This window comes from Streptomyces sp. NPDC107575 (genome assembly GCF_055657265.1).
Genome location: NZ_JBVKBG010000004.1, coordinates 477391 through 495799 on the forward strand (window position 1 = coordinate 477391; position 18409 = coordinate 495799).

Genomic DNA, 18409 nt, shown 5'->3' on the forward strand with positions numbered 1-18409 from the left:
TCGGTGGGGCCCAACCCGTTTTTGTTTGTCTAGGCAGATGCCCTCTTCGCCGCCCCGAAGGAGGCGATCGCCGCCAGGGCGAAGAAGAGGAAGGTCATGGCGTCGGAGTCCTGCTGCCACACCTCGTTGAGCAGGCTGAAGTGGTCGAAGAACAGCTCCGGAACCGACAGCGGGGTCTCCTTGGAGCCGATGATCGCCTCGCCGAGCAGCTGCCCGAAGTAGACGCCGACGAGCGACAGGATCGGGCTCGCGACGAGGACGCCCGGGTTGCTGCCGCCGACCTTGCCCGCCGCGAAGCCGATGACGACGCCGACGGCCACCGCCGCGTAGCCGATCTCGTGCCTGGTCGCGCCGATGACGGCGCCGTAGGCGCTCGCCACGACCAGCATCGCCACGAAGCCCGCGAGGATGCCGAGGCCGACGTTGCCGCGCGCCGGGGCGGGCGGCGGTACCGGCACGAAGCCGCCGGGGCCGCCGGGCCCGCCCTGCTGCTGCGGGAACGGGGCGTACGGCTGCTGGGGCTGCGGGGGAACGCCGGGGGCCGGGGGCTGCTGCGGCGGGTAGCCGTACTGGGGCGGCTGCTGCGGAGCCTTGGCGTACGGGTTGCCCTCGGGTATCGGCGGCGGCTGGGTCATGCGGTCCCCCTGAAGTGTGAAGCCTGGCACAGGTGTGCACAGAGTGGCCGCACAGTAGCAGTCAGAGGCGGTGTGCGGCCCCCGCGGGAGTGGCGCCCCTGGTGTCCAGGAGGAGCTGGGCCTTCACCGCCAGGCCCTGGAGGTCGTACGTGCGGTGCTGTTGCAGCAGGATCGTCAGGTCGGCGTCGGCCGCGGCCTCGTAGAGGGAGTCGGCGCGCGGGACCGGGCGGTCCAGGACGTTCCAGGACGGGACGTAGGGGTCGTGGTAGCTGACGGCGGCGCCGAGTTGCATGAGGCGGGTGGCGATCTCCTCGGCGGGGGCGGCCTGCTGGTCGGCGAGGTCGGGCTTGTAGGTGACGCCGAGCAGGAGGATGCGGGCGCCGCGGGCGGACTTGCCGTGTTCGTTGAGGAGGGTGGCCGCGCGCTGGACCACGTAGCTCGGCATGTGGTGGTTGACCTGGCGGGCCAGTTCGACCATCCGCAGGGGGCGGGTGGGCAGGTGCGGGCCCGAGAGGTCCTGGGCGAGGGCGTGGCCGCCGACGCCGGGGCCCGGGCGGAAGGCCTGGAACCCGAAGGGCTTCGTCTCCGCGCAGCGGATGACGTCCCACAGGTCCACGCCCAGGTCGTGGCAGAGCACCGCCATCTCGTTGACCAGGGCGATGTTGACGTGCCGGTAGTTGGTCTCCAGGAGGTGCACGGTCTCCGCCTCCCGTGGACCACGCGCGCGTACCACCTTGTCGGTGAGCCGGCCGTAGAAGGTGGCCGCCGACTCGGTGCAGGCGGGGGTGTGGCCGCCGATCACCTTGGGGGTCGACGTGTAGGGGTGCAGGCGGTTGCCGGGGTCGACGCGGCCGGGGGCGTGGGCGAGGTGGAAGTCGCGGCCCGCGCGCAGGCCCGAGCCCTCTTCGAGGACGGGCAGCAGGAGCGTCTGCGTGGTGCCCGGCGGCACCGGCGACTCGATGATCACCGTGGTGTGCGGGCGGAGCCGCGCGGCGAGGGCGCGGGTCGCCTCCACGACGGGGGTGAGCATCGGCGCCCCGTCGGGGCCCTGCGGGGTCGGGGCGCAGATCACGGCGGTGCGGACGCGGGCGAGTTCGGCGGGGTTGGCCGTGGGGCGGAAGCCCGCGGAGAGCATGCGGCGGAGGTCGGCGGCGGTGAGGGCCGCCGCGTCGCCGCCGCCGGGCAGCCGGCCCGCGGCGAGATCCCGGGCACGGGCCGGATCGTGGCCGATGGTCGCGATCCCGGCCGCCACGGCGGCCTGCGCGAGGGGCAGGCCGAGGTGGCCGAGGCCGATGACGGCGAGGTCTGCGGGCATGGCGGTTGCCGTCCTTTCCCGAGGAGCGGACCCGGTCATTAGCCGGAGCGGGACGAGGGCGCAAGCCCTGTGGACAGGATGAGCGAGCGCACTGTCAGACTAGGAGTAAATATGACCGATATGCGGTATTGCGCCGCAATGCTTTTTCGAGTGTTGCGCCGCGAGTCTCCGCAGGTTGTCCACAGGTGCACGCCCGCTGGTGGCCCGAACCGGGCAGTGGGTGAAGAATCGGGACATGACGCGCGTGCTTCGAGGTACATGAGGCCGGGCACACCACACGCGTGAGCCACGCCGACGACAGCGGGAGGCAGCAGTGAAGTCAGCGACACTGGGACCCGAGCAGCGCGCGGAGGCCCTGGCGGCCATGGCCGAGCGCGAGCTGGACATTCTCGTGGTGGGCGCAGGGGTGGTCGGCGCGGGCACGGCGCTCGACGCGGTGACCCGCGGCCTGTCCACGGGGATCGTCGAGGCGCGGGACTGGGCCTCCGGCACGTCGAGCCGGTCCAGCAAGCTGATCCACGGCGGGCTCAGGTATCTGGAGATGCTGGACTTCGCGCTCGTCCGCGAGGCGCTGAAGGAGCGCGGACTGCTGCTCGAGCGGCTCGCCCCGCATCTCGTGAAGCCGGTGCCCTTCCTGTATCCGCTGCAGCACAAGGCGTGGGAGCGGGTGTACGCCGGCTCGGGCGTCGCGCTGTACGACGCGATGTCGATGGCGCGCGGGCACGGGCGCGGCCTGCCGATGCACCGGCATCTGACGCGCAAGCACGCGCTGCGGGTCGCCCCCTGCCTCAAGAAGGACGCGCTGGTGGGCGCGTTGCAGTACTACGACGCGCAGATGGACGACGCCCGGTACGTGGCGACCCTGGTGCGCACCGCCGCCATGTACGGGGCCAAGGCCGCCAACCGCGCGCGGGTCACCGGGTTCCTGCGGGAGGGCGAGCGGGTCGTCGGTGCGCGCGTGGAGGACGTCGAGGGCGGCGGCGAGTACGAGATCCGCGCCAAGCAGGTCGTGAACGCGACGGGCGTGTGGACCGACGACACACAGGCCATGGTCGGCGAGCGCGGGCAGTTCCACGTACGGGCGTCCAAGGGGATTCACCTGGTCGTGCCCAAGGACCGGATCAATTCGACGACCGGGCTGATCCTGCGGACCGAGAAGAGTGTCCTCTTCGTGATCCCGTGGGGGCGGCACTGGATCATCGGGACGACCGACACGGACTGGGACCTCGACAAGGCGCACCCGGCCGCGTCCAGCGCCGACATCGACTACCTGCTCGAACACGTCAACTCCGTGCTCGGGGTCCCGCTTTCGCGTGATGACGTGCAGGGCGTCTACGCGGGCCTTCGGCCGTTGCTCGCCGGGGAGTCCGACGCCACCAGCAAGCTGTCGCGCGAGCATACCGTCGCGCACCCGGCGCCGGGCCTCGTCGTGGTGGCCGGCGGCAAGTACACGACGTACCGGGTCATGGCGAAGGACGCCGTCGACGAGGCCGTGCACGGGCTCGACCAGCGGGTCGCCGAGTGCGTGACCGAGGAGGTGCCGCTGGTGGGCGCCGAGGGGTACAGGGCGCTGTGGAACGCGCGGGCGCGGATCGCCGCGAGCACCGGACTGCACGTGGTGCGCGTCGAGCACCTGTTGAACCGGTACGGGGCGCTCGCCGAGGAGCTCCTCGAACTGGTCTCCGCGGACCCGGCGTTGGGCGCGCCCCTCACCGGCGCCGACGACTATCTGCGGGCCGAGGTCGTGTACGCGGCCTCGCACGAAGGGGCGCGGCACATCGACGACGTGCTGACGCGGCGCACCCGGATCTCCATCGAGACGTTCGACCGGGGGACGCGGTGCGCGCGGGAGGCGGCGGAGCTGATGGCGCCCGTGCTCGGGTGGGACAAGGATCAGGTGGAGCGGGAGGTCGAGCACTACGAGAAGCGGGTGGAGGCGGAGCGGGAGTCGCAGCGGCAGCCGGACGACCTCACGGCCGATGCGGCGCGTCTTGGGGCACCGGACATTGTTCCGCTCTGACCGTTCTGTTGCGCCGGGTCGGGGTTGCGGTCGCGGGGCTCTGCCCCGGACCCCGCTGCCTCTCGTCCGAAAGGCGGGGCTTACCTGCAGAACTCGGCCGTGAGTATCCGGCGCTCGGGGGTGCCGTTGCCCGACAAAGTTGCCTTTGTCGTGCGGTAGGTGACGACCTGTGAGCCGTCCCGTGTCGCCGCCGCGCGGACGTAGGTGTGGGCTATGCGGCCGTTGTGGCCCCAGACCGTGGTGCCGCAGGGGAGTTTCTCCGGGTAGAGGCCCATGCCGTAATGGCCGTCCGCGGGGCGGGTGTTGAGCATCGTTCGGAGGGCGCCGGGCGGGAGCAGGCGGCCCTCCAGGAGTGCCGCGTAGAAGCGGTTCAGGTCGGGGAGCGTGGAGATCAGTTCGCCGGAGGCGCCGGCCGTGCGCGGGTCGAGGCGGACCGCGTCGGGGCCGTGCGGGCTCGGCACCGTGGTGCGGGCGCCGGGGAACGTGGTGCCGGTGAGGCGCAGCGGATCGATGATGCGGCGGCGGGCCTCCGTGGCGTAGGAATGGCCCGTGACCTGATGGATGATCATGCCCAGGAGTACGTAATTGGTGTTGGAGTACGACCAGGTGCCGCGCCGTGCCGTCCGTGGCTCGGACAGGGACAGCGCCGCGACCGCCTTCGGGGCCAGCGCGACGCGGCCGCGGGTGGCGGCCGTGAAGTCGTAGAGGCCGCTGGTCTGGGTGAGCAGCGAGCGGACCGTGAGCCGGCCGGTGGCCGTGAGGGAGGGGAGGTACGCGGTGACGCGTGCGGAGAGTTTCAGGCGCTTCTCCGCGGCCAGTTGAAGGACCACGGTCGCTATGAAGGACTTGGTGATGCTGCCCGCGCGTACGTGATCGGCGCGGGTGAGGCTGGGGCTGGTGGTGGTGAAGTGGCCCGTGGAGCCCCCGGTTGCCAGGAGCGCCGCCGACGGGGCCTTGCCTCGCGTCACGAGCAGCGGAAGAGTGTCGTCCGCGGGTGCCTTCGGGACCGATGCGCTGCCCTGGGTGAGGCACAGGACGGCCATGGTCAGAGGGATGGCCAGGAGTGTCCGGAACGCGGGCAACGACGGTCCCTTTCGGCGGCGCGGGCCACCATTGTGGGACGTTCCTGTGCGTGTCGGGTGGGGGTGACCCGGCGCGCGGAGTGGTGGTCCAGTGATGGGACAATGAAGGCTCTGTCAGGGCGGGTTGCTAGAGGGGACGCATGTCGGAGGCGGAGCGGGCGGGCGAGGCCCGTGAAGACAAGGGCACTCGTCAGGATTCGTCCGGTCGGGACGCCGAAGGGGCGTCGGTGACGGCCCCGGAGGGCCGGCTGCTCGCCGGCCGGTACCGGCTCGGCGACGTGCTCGGCCGGGGCGGCATGGGCACCGTGTGGCGGGCCAAGGACGAGACGCTCGGGCGCACGGTGGCGGTGAAGGAGCTGCGCTTCCCGAACGCCATCGACGAGGACGAGAAGCGCCGTCTGATCACGCGCACGCTGCGTGAGGCGAAGGCGATCGCGCGGATCCGCAACAACGGCGCGGTGACGGTCTACGACGTGGTCGACGAGGACGACCGGCCGTGGATCGTCATGGAGCTGGTCGAGGGCATGTCCCTCGCCGAGGCCATCCGGGAGAACGGGCTGCTCGAACCCCGGCGGGCCGCCGAGGTCGGGCTCGCCGTGCTCGACGTGCTGCGCTCCGCGCACCGCGAGGGCATCCTGCACCGCGACGTGAAGCCCTCCAACGTGCTGATCTCCGAGGACGGCCGCGTCGTCCTCACCGACTTCGGCATCGCGCAGGTCGAGGGCGACCCCTCGATCACGTCCACCGGCATGCTGGTCGGCGCCCCCTCGTACATCTCGCCGGAGCGCGCCCGCGGCCACAAGCCCGGACCCGCCGCCGACATGTGGTCGCTCGGCGGTCTGCTGTACGCGGCCGTGGAGGGCGTCCCGCCGTACGACAAGGGGTCGGCCATCGCCACGCTGACCGCCGTCATGACCGAGCCCGTGGACCCGCCGAAGAACGCCGGGCTCCTGGAGCCGGTGATCTACGGGCTGCTCGAGAAGGACCCCGACCACCGGCTCGACGACGCGGCCGCGCGGGCGATGCTCAACGACGTCATCCACGCCCCGGAGCCCAAGCCGGCCCCCGAGCCGGAGCCGGTCGAGGCCACGAAGGTGGTGCCGCTGCCGCCCGCTCCCGCGCCGAAGAAGCGCAAGGAGCCCAGGGAGAAGGGCGCTTCGGCGGCCGCCGCCAAGGCCGCTGCCGCTTCCGCCGCGGCCGGTGTCGCCGCCAGGAGCGGAGAGGCCGCGGAGAAGATGCGCGGCGCCCTGACGAACGTACGCAAGGCGGCCGCCGCCGCGACGGCCCCGAAGGGGAAGTCGGAGGAGCCCGCGGCGACCGCGCCCGCGGGTCCGGCCGCGGGTGGCGCGCGCCCCGGCGGCGCGGCCGTCCTCGCGGACGCGCTGCGGGGCCGCTCGCTCGTCATCGGTTCGCTCGTCGTCGCGCTCGTCGTGCTCGCGGGCATCCTGGCCCTCGTCCTGAACAACGGCGACGACGCGGACGCGAAGGGCGGCGACAAGAGCGCGTCGTCCGGCGCCACGGCCGGCGCGGACGACAAGAACGCGGGCGGCGACAAGGACGCCGACAAGGACAAGGGCTCCGGCGGCGAGAAGCCCTCCGGGAGCGCGTCGGCGAGCGACTCCGCGTCCCCGTCCGAGAGCGCGAGCTCCTCGCCGAGCGGTGACGCCGGGGACAAGCCGGGCGCGGCGGCCAAGGAGACGTACAAGCACTCCCAGGGCTTCTCGATCGGGCTGCCCAAGGGGTGGAAGTACGCCAAGACGGAGCGGGCAGGGGCGCGCTTCACCGGGCCCGACGGGCAGCGGCTGCTGATCGGTTGGACGAATCAGCCGAAGTCCGATCCGGTCGCGGACTGGTACGGCCAGGAGAAGTACATGACCCGCTCCCAGTACCACCGGGTGCGGATAGCCTCCGTCGACTACCGGGACTGGAAGACGGCCGACTGGGAGTTCACGTACGCCGACGGCGGCACGAAGTGGCACTCGATAGACCGCGGGACCGTCGTGAACGGCTCGCTGGGATACGGGCTGATGTACACCGCCAAGGACTCCGACTGGGGCGGGAAGCAGCGCAAGACGACCTGGAAGACATTCACACAGACGTTCAAGCCCAAGTCCTGAACCAGTGAGCCGTGCGGCACGTATCGTGAATGCTTGCGGACCGTGCGCAGTCGCTCGGCAGAGCCGGTGGAACAGGGGGAGGCGTCGTGGACGAGTACGCGGGGCGGGTGCTCGCCGGCCGGTACCGGCTGCCGGTCCTCTCCTACGACGCGTACGAGTCCTCGGCCGAGACGCGGGCCTTCGACACGTACAGCGGGCAGGAAGTCCTCGTGCGGCAGGTGCCGTTGCCCGAGGTCGTCGAGGCGGAGGTCCTTGACGCCGACGGGCTGCCGGAGGGATTCAGGCCCGGCGCAGACGTGGGGCGGGAGGCCGCGGAGCCGTCCGTGGCGCGGGCCGTCGAGGCCGTGCAGGCCGCCGCGCGCATCCCCGACCACCCCGGCCTCGACCAGGTCTTCGACGTGTTCGCCGAGGGCGGCTCGCTGTGGATCGTGAGCGAACTGGTGGCGGCGCGGCCGCTGTCGGCGCTCCTCGCCCGTGGGCCGCTCAGTCCCTACCGGGCCGCCGAGGTCGCCGCCGACGTGCTCACCGCGCTGCGGGCGCTGCACGCGCACGGGTGGGTGCACCGGAACGTCACGGCGCGGACCGTGCTCGTCTGCGACGACGGGCGGGTCATGCTGACCGGGCTTGCCGTCGGGGCCGCGGAAGAGGCGTTGTGCGGGTATGACGTGGTGCCGGACTTTCCCGACGAGTCGGAGGACTTCGTCGAGGAAGTGGAGGCGGTGCCGGGGGCGGGGGATTATCGGGCGGCCCGTGCGGGGGCCGTCGCGGCGTATCGTGCGGGCGCCGTTGCGGGGCGTGCGGCGCCGTCGGGTGCCGCGTTGCCCGTGCAGCCGTCCCGCTGGCGGGAGTTGATACCCGAGGCCGATGGGGATCACGACTCGGGGCTCCGCCCCGGACCCCGCGCCTCAAACGCCGGCGGGGCTGTATTTGCCGAGCGGTCCCGGCAGGTGAGGATGACCGTCGTCGGGCCCGTCACCGAGCGGTGGGCGCCCGAGCAGGCGCATCCGGTGCAGGAGAACTGGCAGTTGGCGGCGCCCGTCGGGCCCGCCACCGATCTGTGGGCGCTGGGCGCGCTGCTGTTCCGCGCCGTGCAGGGGCACGCGCCGTACCCGGAGGAGTCCACGCCGGAGCTGGTGCAGATGGTGTGCGCCGAGCCGCCCGCGTTCGCCGAGGAGTGCGGGCCCGTGCGGCCCGTCGTCGAGTCGCTGCTGCGCCAGGACCCCACCGAGCGGCTCGACATCGAGGAACTGCGCGGCTGGCTGCGGTCGTTGGTGCGCTCCGCGCCGGAGCCGGAGGCCGGGGCGAACGTCATCCCCGCGCCCGCATTCGACGCGGGCCGGCTGCCCGTCGTACGCCGCAGGGGAGAGCTCGTCCGCAAGCGCCGGGTGCGGGTTCCGGCCACCTCGGGGCAGCACGGCCGGCACAAGCGGGGCCGGGCCGTGCAGCGGGCGCCGCGTCCCGCGCGCGCTCCCCGTGAGCGGCGGCCCAGATCGCTCGGGCGCTGGCTCCTCGTGCTGATCCTGCTCGGGCTCGTGGGCGCGGTGGTGTACGCGATGATGTTCATGCCGAAGGCGGGCCAGGGCACGGGCACCGGGGCGGCGGGCGCCCGGCAGGAGAACGCGGCGGGCGCCGCGCCCTCCGCCTCGTCCGAGCAGCGCGGCGATCCGTCGCCGGAGCCGTCGAAGCCCGCGAAATCGCCTGGCGGCAAGCGCAGTTCGACGCCCTCATCGACCGAGCCGCAGTCCGATGTGGCCCCCGGTTTCGTGCTCCGTGAGGACGACGCGGGGTTCGAGGTCGCCGTCGCCAAGGGGTGGCAGCGGACGGGGAAGAACGGGCGGGGCCAGGTCGTGTACGCGCACGGCGCCTTCGAGCTGATCGTCGTCCCCGGCCGCGACTCCACGGCGACGTACGGCAAGGACCCGATGAAGTACCAGCGCGAGGACGAGCGGGAGTTGCAGCCGTTCAGGGACTCGACCTGGGCCACGTCGAGCGGCATGAAGAGCATCGACGTCGGCGGACGGGCCATGGCCGAGGGACAGTTCACCTGGCAGGGGAACGACGGGCGCGAGATGTACGTGCGCAATCTCGCGATGGTGATCGGCGGCAAGTACCACGTGGTGCAGGTGCGCGGGCCCGAGGCCGAGCGGGACGAGGTCACGCGGGTGTACCAACAGGCGTACTCGACCTATCGCCACGGTGGTTGAGCCCGCGACAAAGCGTCACAGTGCGGTCTCTGTGGCACCCCGGCTGTTCCGTGTGCGGTGACCGATCCCTAGTGTGAACCGGGTCGACACATTAGCGGGGAAACGTGAATCAGATGCAGGGCGAGGTTCTCGCCGGCCGGTATCGGCTCGGTGAATCCATAGGGCGCGGCGGCATGGGCCGGGTGTGGCGCGCCCACGACGAGGTGCTGCACCGCGTCGTCGCCGTGAAGGAGCTGACGGCCGCCCAGTGGGTCGCCGAGGCCGACCGGGCCGTCCTGCTCGCCCGTACGCAGACGGAGGCGCGTGCCGCCGCCCGGATCAACCACCCCGCCGTCGTCACCGTGCACGACGTGCTGGAACACGACGACCGGCCGTGGATCGTCATGGAGCTGGTCGAGGGGCGCTCGCTCGCCGACGCGGTCAAGGAGGACGGGCGCGTCGACCCCGCCGAGGCCGCCCGGATCGGCCTGTGGACGCTGCGGGCGCTGCGGGCCGCGCACACCGCGGGGGTGCTGCATCGGGACGTGAAGCCGGGCAATGTGCTGCTCGCGAGCAACGGCCAGGTGAAGCTGACGGACTTCGGCATCGCGCAGGTCGAGGGCGACACCACCATCACGCGGACCGGCGAGATAGTCGGCTCCGTGGACTACCTCGCGCCCGAGCGGGTGCGGGGGTCCGACTTCGGGCCCGCGGCGGACCTGTGGGCGTTGGGCGCGACGCTCTACACCGCGGTGGAGGGGCTCTCCCCCTTCCGGCGGACGTCGCCGATCGCCACGATGCAGGCCGTCGTGGAGGACGAGCCGGAGGCCCTGGAGAACGTCGGGGCGATCGGGCCCGTCATATCCGCCCTGCTCAGCAAGGACCCGGCCGCGCGCCCGGACGCCGACGCGGCGGAGGCGATGCTCGCCGAGGCGGCGGAGGGCCGCCGCGCGAACGCGGCCCAGGCCTACGTCCCGACCCAGGTCCACATCCCCGCCCAGCCGACCGGCTTCACACCACCTCCGCCGACACCGATGAGCACGGCCGCCACCACGACCGTGACACCCCCGGGCTTCGCCCAGGCCCCCGCGTCCACCACCAAGGCGCGGCGCTGGCCGAAGGCGCTCGCCGTCGTCCTCGCCGCCGCGCTCGTCGGTGGCGGAGGCGCGTTCGCCGCGCTGTACTACGCCGAGCACCGCAGCACCGGGACGGAGGCCACGTACGACCAGGGCGGCGCGCAGCGGAAGGGCTCGGGCAAGGACGGGTCGGGCAAGGAGTCGACGGGGCCTGCCAAGTCCGGTTCCGTTCCCGCCAATTGGAAGCGCGTCGACGGGGCCGAGGGCTTCAGTCTGATGCTGCCGCCCGGTTGGCAGCGGCAGGCGGACAGCAACCAGATCGACTACTCGCCGGACGGCGGGCAGACGTTCGTCCGCATCGCCATCGACGAGCAGACCGACTGGCAGGACTCGTACCAGCACCAGCTGGACCTGGAGAAGACCCTGCGGCGCACGCTGCCCGGCTATCAGCGGGTGAGCCTGAACGCCAACACGTTCCGGGACCAGCACGGTTCGCGCTGGGAGTTCACCTGGAGGGCCGGGACGAACGACGCGTCGTCCGGCCCCCGGCACGCCATGGAGGAGACCTACCGGGCCGACGACGGCACGGAGTACGCGATCTACCTGGCGGTCCCGGCGGAGAAGTGGAACGGGAGCGGGACCCGTGAGACCTTCAACGCGATCCTGCGCGGCTGGCGGGAGCCGCAGGCACAGTAGCGCCGCCGCCCGACCGTGAAGATCAGGCCATGGTTGCGCATGTCTGTGACCCGTACGGCCCCCGAATGATCTCCTTGTGGCCGACCGCATGAGTGCGCTCGGGCGAGCCGTTGGGCGCGCTTCGAGCTGAGAAAACGGGGTGCCTGACGTTGATGCGAGTGAAGAGAGCTCTTGCCGCGCGCACCACGGTTACGTACGACGGTGTCGGCGACGCCTGCGGCTACGCGCACATGATCGAAGGAAGCTAGTCCTGCGCCGGTACCGCCCTGACCGGAAGCGAGGACTCGGTCCGTACACCCGTGCGGCATGATGGGGCGCATGGGGACCGAGGGGGACAACACCCGGGTGATCGCCGGGCGTTACCGGCTGGAGGCCAGAATTGGTCGCGGGGGCATGGGTGTTGTCTGGCGGTCCTCCGACACCTTGCTCGGGCGGCAGGTCGCCGTCAAGGAGCTCGCCGTCGACGAGACCCTCTCCGACGAAGAGGCGCAGCAGCAGCGGGAGCGGATGCTGCGCGAGGCGCGGGCCGTGGCCCAGTTGCAGCACGCGAACGTGATCGTCGTGCACGACGTGGTGCTGTACGAGGGGCACCCGTACATAGTGATGGACCTGGTCAATGGGGATTCGCTCGCCGACCGGATCGCCAGGGAAGGTCCCGTCGAGCCGCTGGAGGCCGCGCGGATCGGGCTCGCGCTGCTCGGCGCGCTGCGCGTCGCCCATGCCGCGGGCGTGCTGCACCGGGACCTGAAGCCCGCGAACGTACTCCTGGAGAGCTCGACGGGCCGTGTCGTCCTCACCGACTTCGGGATCGCCCAGGTCGAGGGGGCCACCACGCTCACCGAGACCGGCGGCTTCGTCGGCTCGCCGGAATACACGGCCCCGGAGCGGATGGCGGGGGAGCGGGCCGGGGCCGGGGCCGACCTGTGGTCGCTCGGGGCGCTGCTGTGCGCGGCGATGAGCGGTGAGTCCCCGTTCCGCCGCGACTCGTTGGGCGGCATCCTGCACGCCGTCGTCTACGAGGACATAAGACCGCCCGAGGAGGCCGAGCCGCTGCTCCCGGTGGTCCGCGGCCTGCTGGAGCGGGACCCCGTGCGCCGGATGGACCTGGACGAGGCCGAGCGGCTGCTGCGCGCGTACATCGCCACGGGGGCGACGCCGCAGCCCGCGCCGCCCCTCCCGCTCGTGCCACGGGTGCTCTACACGCCGACGGAGCTCAACGTGCCGACGGAGCGGCGCAGGCGGGTCGTCTCGACCCGGGCACTGCTCGTCGCGGCGGCGCTCGTGGCCGCGCTCGCGGGGGCCGGGATCGCCACCGCGGTGCTGCTGGCGGGGGACAACGGCAAGACGCCCGCGCCACCGCCGACGACCACCGTCTCCGCCTCGACCCGTACGCCGTCGCCCTCCGCCTCGCCGACCTCGACCGTCACCGTGACCCGGCCGGGCACCCGTACACCCGACGCCGGGGCCCCGCAGGGCTATCGCACGGTCACGGACCCCGAGGGCTTCCGGCTCGCCGTGCCCGAGGGGTACACGCGCTCCGTGGACGGGCCGCGGATCTTCTACATGTCGCCCGGCGGGACCTACCGCATCGGGATCAGGACGGACGCCGCGGACGGCGGCGGCCCCGGCGCCGTGCAGCGGCGCTCCGACGCCGCCGGGCCGAGGAACAATCCGGGCTACCGCGACTCCAAGGTCACCGACACCTCGCACAACGGCCACGACGCCGCGCTGTGGGAGTTCACCTGGGACGGGTTCAGCGCCGCGGAGGGCGCCCGGCGCACCGTCGACCTGTGCTGGGAGGAGGGCGGCCGGATGTACGACGTGTGGGTCTCGGCCCCCGTCGGCGACACCGCGAGGGCACGCGCCCACTTCGACGCGGCGGTGGACACCTTCGCGGTGGCCGGGCGGTGAGCATCAGCGTGGTCACAACTCCGTGACCGCGGTGGAACCACACGTCTCCCGCGCGGTACTGATGGACCCATGAGTGACAACGGGGGACCCGCACACGGCCCGAACGATCCCACCAGCTTCGCCCTGCAGCCGCCGCAGCAGCCGCACGTGCCGCACCCGGGCAACCCCTACGCAGGCCCCGCGCAGAGCCCCGCGCAGGTCGCGACCGAGCGGCAGCAGGACCCGGGCGCCGGCCGCCTCGTTGCCGGGCGCTACCGGCTGCTGAGCAAGCTGGGCCACGGCGGCATGGGCACGGTGTGGCGGGCGAAGGACGAGACGGTGGACCGCGAGGTGGCGGTGAAGGAGCCGCGCCTGCCCGACCACCTGCCGGAGCGGGAGCGGGCCAACGCCTTCGAGCGGATGCGCCGCGAGGCCCGCGCCGCGGCCCGGCTCGACCACCCGTCGGTCGTGAACGTGCACGACGTGGCCGTGGAGGACGGTCGGCCGTGGATCGTCATGGAGTTCGTGCAGGGCCGCTCGCTCGGCGCCGTCCTCCAGGAGGGCACGCTCGGCGTCCGCGAGGCCGCCCGCATCGGCCTGGAGGTGCTCGGCGCCCTGGAGGCCGCGCACGCCGCGGGGATCCTGCACCGCGACGTGAAGCCGGACAACGTGATGCTCGGCCGCCACGACCGCGTGATCCTCACGGACTTCGGCATCGCCCAGATCGAGGGCGAGACGAATCTGACCGACACCGGCGGCTTCGTCGGCTCGCCCGAGTTCATCGCCCCGGAGCGGGTCCTCGGCCAGCGCCCCGGCCCCGCGTCCGACCTGTGGTCGCTGGGCGTCGTCCTGTACGCGGCGACCGAAGGCGTGTCCCCGTTCCGCCGCAACAACACGCCCGCAACCCTCCAGTCCGTGCTCAACGCGACACCGGCCGCGCCCGCCGCCGCGCAGGGCCCGCTGGCCGACGCCATCAACGGCCTGCTGCAGAAGGACCCGGCGCACAGGCCGAACGCAGCGCAGGTGCGCGTCCTCCTCGAGAAGGCCGCCGAGCCGCCCGTGCAGGCACCCACCCAGGTCGTCCGGATCGGCTCCGCGCAGGGCGGTCTGCGGCTCGGCCGCAAGGCCCTGCTCGGCATCGGCGCGGGCGTCGTGGTGGCGGCCGTCGCGGCGTACCTGGTCCTCGCGAAGCCGTTCGCGGGCCCGCTGCCCGACGGCTGGAAGGAGTTCGAGGCGGGGGCGCCGCTGGACGCGACCGTCGGACTGCCGGCCTCGTACGTCCCGATCCCGGACGAGGACGACAAGTCCGTGATGACGTACGCGGACCCGAGCGGCGCGATCACCGTGAACGTGGCGCGCTGGGACCACAAGGAAGAGGTCTCCGACATCGCGAGCACGGCCGATGCCGAGGCGTCCAAGGACTCCGAGGACATCAAGGGCGGCACGTTCAGCGGCGCCGGGGTGTCGATGTCGAGCGACTCCGAGAGCACCAGCAGGACGGACCCCAACGTCACGTACCAGGACCGCGACGCCGCGCTGAACACGATCACGTACGGCGTGCGGAGCATCGGCACGGACTTCGACAAGGACGTGCCGCGCGAGGCCAAGGCGTTCTACTACAAGACCAAGGCCGGGGACATGTACCGGCTGTGGGTCGACTATCCGGGCAAGGGCGACTTCACCGAGCGCGGTCGCGAGGTCGCCAAGGGTGCCATCGCCAACCTGGGGCTCAAGAAGCTCTGAACTCGCGTTCGTTGGCGGCAAAGCCCTGATCAGCGGCTTTGCTGCCAGCGATCACTGGCGCGGTGTGTGCAGTCGGTGAAACCTGTTACCGACGGGTACCGAAAGCGGACGCCCGGACATACGCTCGCCGCATGACGCAGTCGCAGGCCACCCCCGAGCACGCAGCAGAGAAGACCCGCACGAACCCGGTCGCGGCCGCCCCCGAGGGCGCCCGCACGGCCGCCGACGTCGTGACGCCCGATCTCATCGCCCGCCTCACGAAGGACGTGGTCGGCTCGGGTCGGACGGCGAACCACACGCCGTTCACCGGTGAGAAGCTCGCCGATCTGCCGGAGTCGACGCCCGAGGACGTGGCCACCGCCTTCGAGCGGGCCCGCGCCGCGCAGGAGGTCTGGGCGAAGACCCCGGTCCGCAAGCGCGCCGCCGTGCTGCTGCGCTTCCACGACCTGGTGCTTGCCCGCCAGGCCGAGGTGCTCGACCTGATCCAGCTGGAGACCGGCAAGGCCCGCCTGCACGCGCACGAGGAGGTGCAGGCCGTCGCGGTCGCCTCCCGGCACTACGGCCGCAAGGCCCCCGCGTACCTGAAGCCCAAGGGGCACACGGGCGCGGTGCCGACGCTCACCAAGGTGACGGAGCTGCGCCAGCCGCGCGGCGTCGTCGGCCAGATCGCGCCGTGGAACTACCCGCTCGAACTCTCCGTCGGCGACGCGCTCCCCGCCTTCGTCGCGGGCAACGCGGTCGTCATGAAGCCCGACACGGAGACCTGCCTGACCGCCCTGTGGGCGCGCGACCTGCTGATCGAGGCGGGCCTGCCGTCCGAGGTCTTCCAGGTCGTCCTCGGCGAGGGCCCGGTCGTCGGCCCCGAGCTGGTCAAGCACGCCGACTACGTCTCGTTCACCGGCTCCACCCGCACAGGCCGCGAGGTCGCGCAGGGCGCCGCCGCCCGCCTCGTCGGGGTCTCCCTCGAACTCGGTGGCAAGAACGCGATGCTGGTCCTGGAGGACGCCGACGTGGAGAAGGCCGCGGCGGGCGCCGTCCGCGCCTGCTTCTCCTCCGCGGGCCAGCTGTGCATCTCCATCGAGCGGCTCTACGTCCACGAGTCGATCGCCGACGAGTTCGTGGCCCGGTTCGCCGCCCGCACCAAGGGCATGCGGCTCGGCCGCTCCCTCGCGTACGGCGCGGAGATGGGCTCGCTCGTCGGGGAGCGGCAGCTGGAGACCGTGACGCGGCACGTCGACGAGGCCGTCGCGAAGGGCGCCACGCTCGTCGCGGGCGGCGTCGCGCGCCCCGACATCGGCCCGTACTTCTTCGAGCCGACGATCCTGGACGGCGTCGAGGCCCCGATGGCGGTCTGCAACGAGGAGACCTTCGGCCCGGTCGTCTCCATCTACCGCTTCGGCGACGAGGACGAGGCGGTCTCGCTCGCCAACTCCACGCCGTACGGCCTGAACTCCTCGGTCTGGACGAAGAACGCCAGGCGCGGCCACGAGGTCGCGGCCCGCCTGCGCACCGGCACCGTCAACATCAACGAGGGGTACGCGCCCGCGTACGGCAGCGTGCAGTCGCCCATGGGCGGCATGAAGGAGTCGGGGCTCGGCCGCCGGCACGGCTCCGAGGGCATCCTCAAGTACACCGAGGCCCAGACGGTCGCCCACCAGCGCGTCATGCCGATGGCCCCGTCCTTCGGCATGGACGACGAGGCGTACGCGAAGTTCATGAGTGTGAGCCTGTCGGTGATGAAGAAGTTCCGCCTGAAGTAGCCAACGGCCGCCCCACCGTTCAAAGTTCAAAGGAGAACGCACACGTGACGCAGGACGGCTACGACTACGACGTGGTGATCATCGGCTCCGGCTTCGGCGGATCCGTGTCCGCCCTCCGCCTGGCCGAGAAGGGCTACAAGGTCGGAGTCCTCGAAGCGGGTCGCCGCTTCACCCCCGAGACCCTCCCCAAGAACTCCTGGGACCTGAAGAACTACCTCTGGGCTCCCAAGCTCGGCATGTACGGCATCCAGCGCATCCACCTGCTCGGGAATGTCATGGTCCTGGCAGGCGCGGGCGTCGGCGGCGGTTCGCTGAACTACGCCAACACCCTCTACGTGCCGCCGAAGCAGTTCTTCGACGACCCGCAGTGGGCGCACATCACGGACTGGCAGGACGAGCTGAAGCCGTACTACGACCAGGCCCAGCGCATGCTCGGCGTCCGGCTCAACCCGACGATGAGCCCCGCCGACGTGCACCTGAAGGCGGCGGCCCAGTCGATGGGCATCGGCGACACCTTCCATCTCGCCCCGGTCGGCGTCTTCTTCGGCGACGGCAAGGACGCCGAGGGCGAGTCGAGGGCGGCCCCCGGCACACAGGTCGAGGACCCGTACTTCGGCGGCGCGGGCCCCGCCCGCAAGGCCTGCACCGAGTGCGGCGAGTGCATGACGGGCTGCCGCCACGGCGCGAAGAACACCCTCAACGAGAACTACCTGTACCTCGCCGAAAAGGCGGGCGCGGTCGTCCACCCGCTGACCTCGGTCGTCTCGGTGACCGACGACTCGCGCGGCGGCTACGCGGTCGCGACGCTGCCCACGGACGACAAGAAGGCGAAGGGGCGCACCTTCACCGCGCCGAAGGTCATCGTCGCGGCCGGTACGTACGGCACCCAGACCCTCCTGCACCGCATGAAGGCGAACGGCCAACTGCCGCACCTGTCCGAGCGGTTGGGCGAGCTGACCCGCACCAACTCCGAGGCCCTGGTCGGCTCGCAGACCACGAACCGGCGCTACAAGCAAAAGCACGGCGTCGCGAAGGTCGACTTCACCAAGGGCGTCGCGATCACGTCCTCGATCCACCCGGACGAGAACACGCACATCGAGCCGGTCCGCTACGGCAAGGGCTCGAACTCGATGGGCGGCCTGTCGATCCTCCAGGTTCCCTACGTGGAGGGTTCGTCGAGGGTGGCGGCCTGGCTGGCGAACGTGGTCAAGCACCCCACCCAGCTGGCCCGCTCGCTCTCCAACCGCCGCTGGTCGGAGAAGACCATCATCGGCCTCGTCATGCAGTCCCTCGACAACTCGCTGACCACGTACCTGAAGCCGGGCGGCGTCGGCAAGGGACTGCTCACCGCGCGGCAGGGCCACGGCGCCCCCAACCCGAAGCAGATCAAGGCGGCGACGGAGGGCGCGTCGGCCATCGCGGCCGAGATCAACGGCTTCGCGGGCTCCAACATCGGTGAACTGGTGGGCACCCCGCTCACCGCCCACTTCCTGGGCGGCTGCCCGATCGGCGACTCGGCCGAGACCGGCGTGATCGACGCCTACCACCGGGTCTACGGCCACCCCGGCATCTCGGTCGTCGACGGCGCCTCCGTCACCGCCAACCTCGGCGTGAACCCGTCCCTGACGATCACGGCGCAGGCCGAGCGGGCCCTGTCGTACTGGCCGAACAAGGGCGAGGAGGACACCCGCCCGGAGATCGGCTCGGCGTACCGGCGGCTCGCGCCCGTCGAGCCGAAGAACCCGGCGGTCCCGGCGGAGGCCTTCGGCGCCCTGAAGCTCCCGCTCCTGGCGGTGCCCGAGGTGCCGCCGAAGAAGGAGCCGCTGCAGTCCAGCTGACCCTCGCGGTGGCACGAGCGATACGAGAAGGGCCCGCACTCCCCCTCCGAGTGC

Annotated in this window: 11 protein-coding genes; 8 read left to right on the forward strand and 3 right to left on the reverse strand. The window is 72.1% G+C overall.

Translation table 11 applies throughout. The features are described from left to right. Positions 1 to 29: 29 nt before the first annotated feature. Positions 30 to 635, reverse strand: a complete 606-nt coding sequence (locus tag ACZ7L4_RS21865) for a hypothetical protein (RefSeq protein ID WP_472104732.1) — start codon at positions 633 to 635, stop codon at positions 30 to 32. A gap of 61 nt (positions 636 to 696) precedes the next feature. Next, entirely contained in the window at positions 697 to 1950 is a 1254-nt protein-coding gene (locus ACZ7L4_RS21870) for a nucleotide sugar dehydrogenase (protein ID WP_472104734.1), read from the reverse strand. Positions 1951 to 2263: 313 nt separating this feature from the next. Here ACZ7L4_RS21870 and ACZ7L4_RS21875 point away from each other — a divergent pair, with 313 nt between their 5' ends. Beyond that, complete coding sequence (locus ACZ7L4_RS21875; protein WP_450809818.1) at positions 2264 to 3970, forward strand: glycerol-3-phosphate dehydrogenase/oxidase; 1707 nt, start codon at positions 2264 to 2266, stop codon at positions 3968 to 3970. Between the two features lie 80 nt (positions 3971 to 4050). Here ACZ7L4_RS21875 and ACZ7L4_RS21880 read toward each other — a convergent pair whose 3' ends face one another. After that, positions 4051 to 5052, reverse strand: a complete 1002-nt coding sequence (locus ACZ7L4_RS21880) for a serine hydrolase domain-containing protein (RefSeq protein WP_472104736.1) — start codon at positions 5050 to 5052, stop codon at positions 4051 to 4053. Between the two features lie 140 nt (positions 5053 to 5192). Between ACZ7L4_RS21880 and ACZ7L4_RS21885 the strand changes: the two genes are divergently transcribed. From ACZ7L4_RS21885 to ACZ7L4_RS21915, 7 genes are all read left to right on the forward strand, one after another. Next, positions 5193 to 7169 (forward strand): serine/threonine-protein kinase, encoded by a 1977-nt coding sequence (locus tag ACZ7L4_RS21885; RefSeq protein WP_472104738.1) that lies wholly within the window; start codon positions 5193 to 5195, stop codon positions 7167 to 7169. Between the two features lie 86 nt (positions 7170 to 7255). Beyond that, a complete protein-coding gene (locus tag ACZ7L4_RS21890; protein ID WP_472104740.1) occupies positions 7256 to 9373 on the forward strand; it encodes a protein kinase in 2118 nt (705 codons plus the stop codon). A 113-nt stretch (positions 9374 to 9486) separates the two neighbouring features. Beyond that, positions 9487 to 11124, forward strand: a complete 1638-nt coding sequence (locus tag ACZ7L4_RS21895; protein WP_472105636.1) for a serine/threonine-protein kinase — start codon at positions 9487 to 9489, stop codon at positions 11122 to 11124. Between the two features lie 318 nt (positions 11125 to 11442). Continuing rightward, a complete protein-coding gene (locus ACZ7L4_RS21900; protein ID WP_472104742.1) occupies positions 11443 to 13035 on the forward strand; it encodes a serine/threonine-protein kinase in 1593 nt (530 codons plus the stop codon). Between the two features lie 69 nt (positions 13036 to 13104). Then, positions 13105 to 14757, forward strand: coding sequence for a serine/threonine-protein kinase (locus tag ACZ7L4_RS21905; RefSeq protein WP_472104744.1), 1653 nt, complete (start codon positions 13105 to 13107; stop codon positions 14755 to 14757). Positions 14758 to 14888: 131 nt separating this feature from the next. Then, a complete protein-coding gene (locus ACZ7L4_RS21910) occupies positions 14889 to 16517 on the forward strand; it encodes a succinic semialdehyde dehydrogenase (RefSeq protein WP_472104746.1) in 1629 nt (542 codons plus the stop codon). A 44-nt stretch (positions 16518 to 16561) separates the two neighbouring features. Next, on the forward strand, positions 16562 to 18355 hold the full coding sequence (locus ACZ7L4_RS21915; protein ID WP_472104748.1) for a GMC family oxidoreductase N-terminal domain-containing protein: 1794 nt from the start codon (positions 16562 to 16564) through the stop codon (positions 18353 to 18355). Positions 18356 to 18409 lie beyond the last annotated feature (54 nt).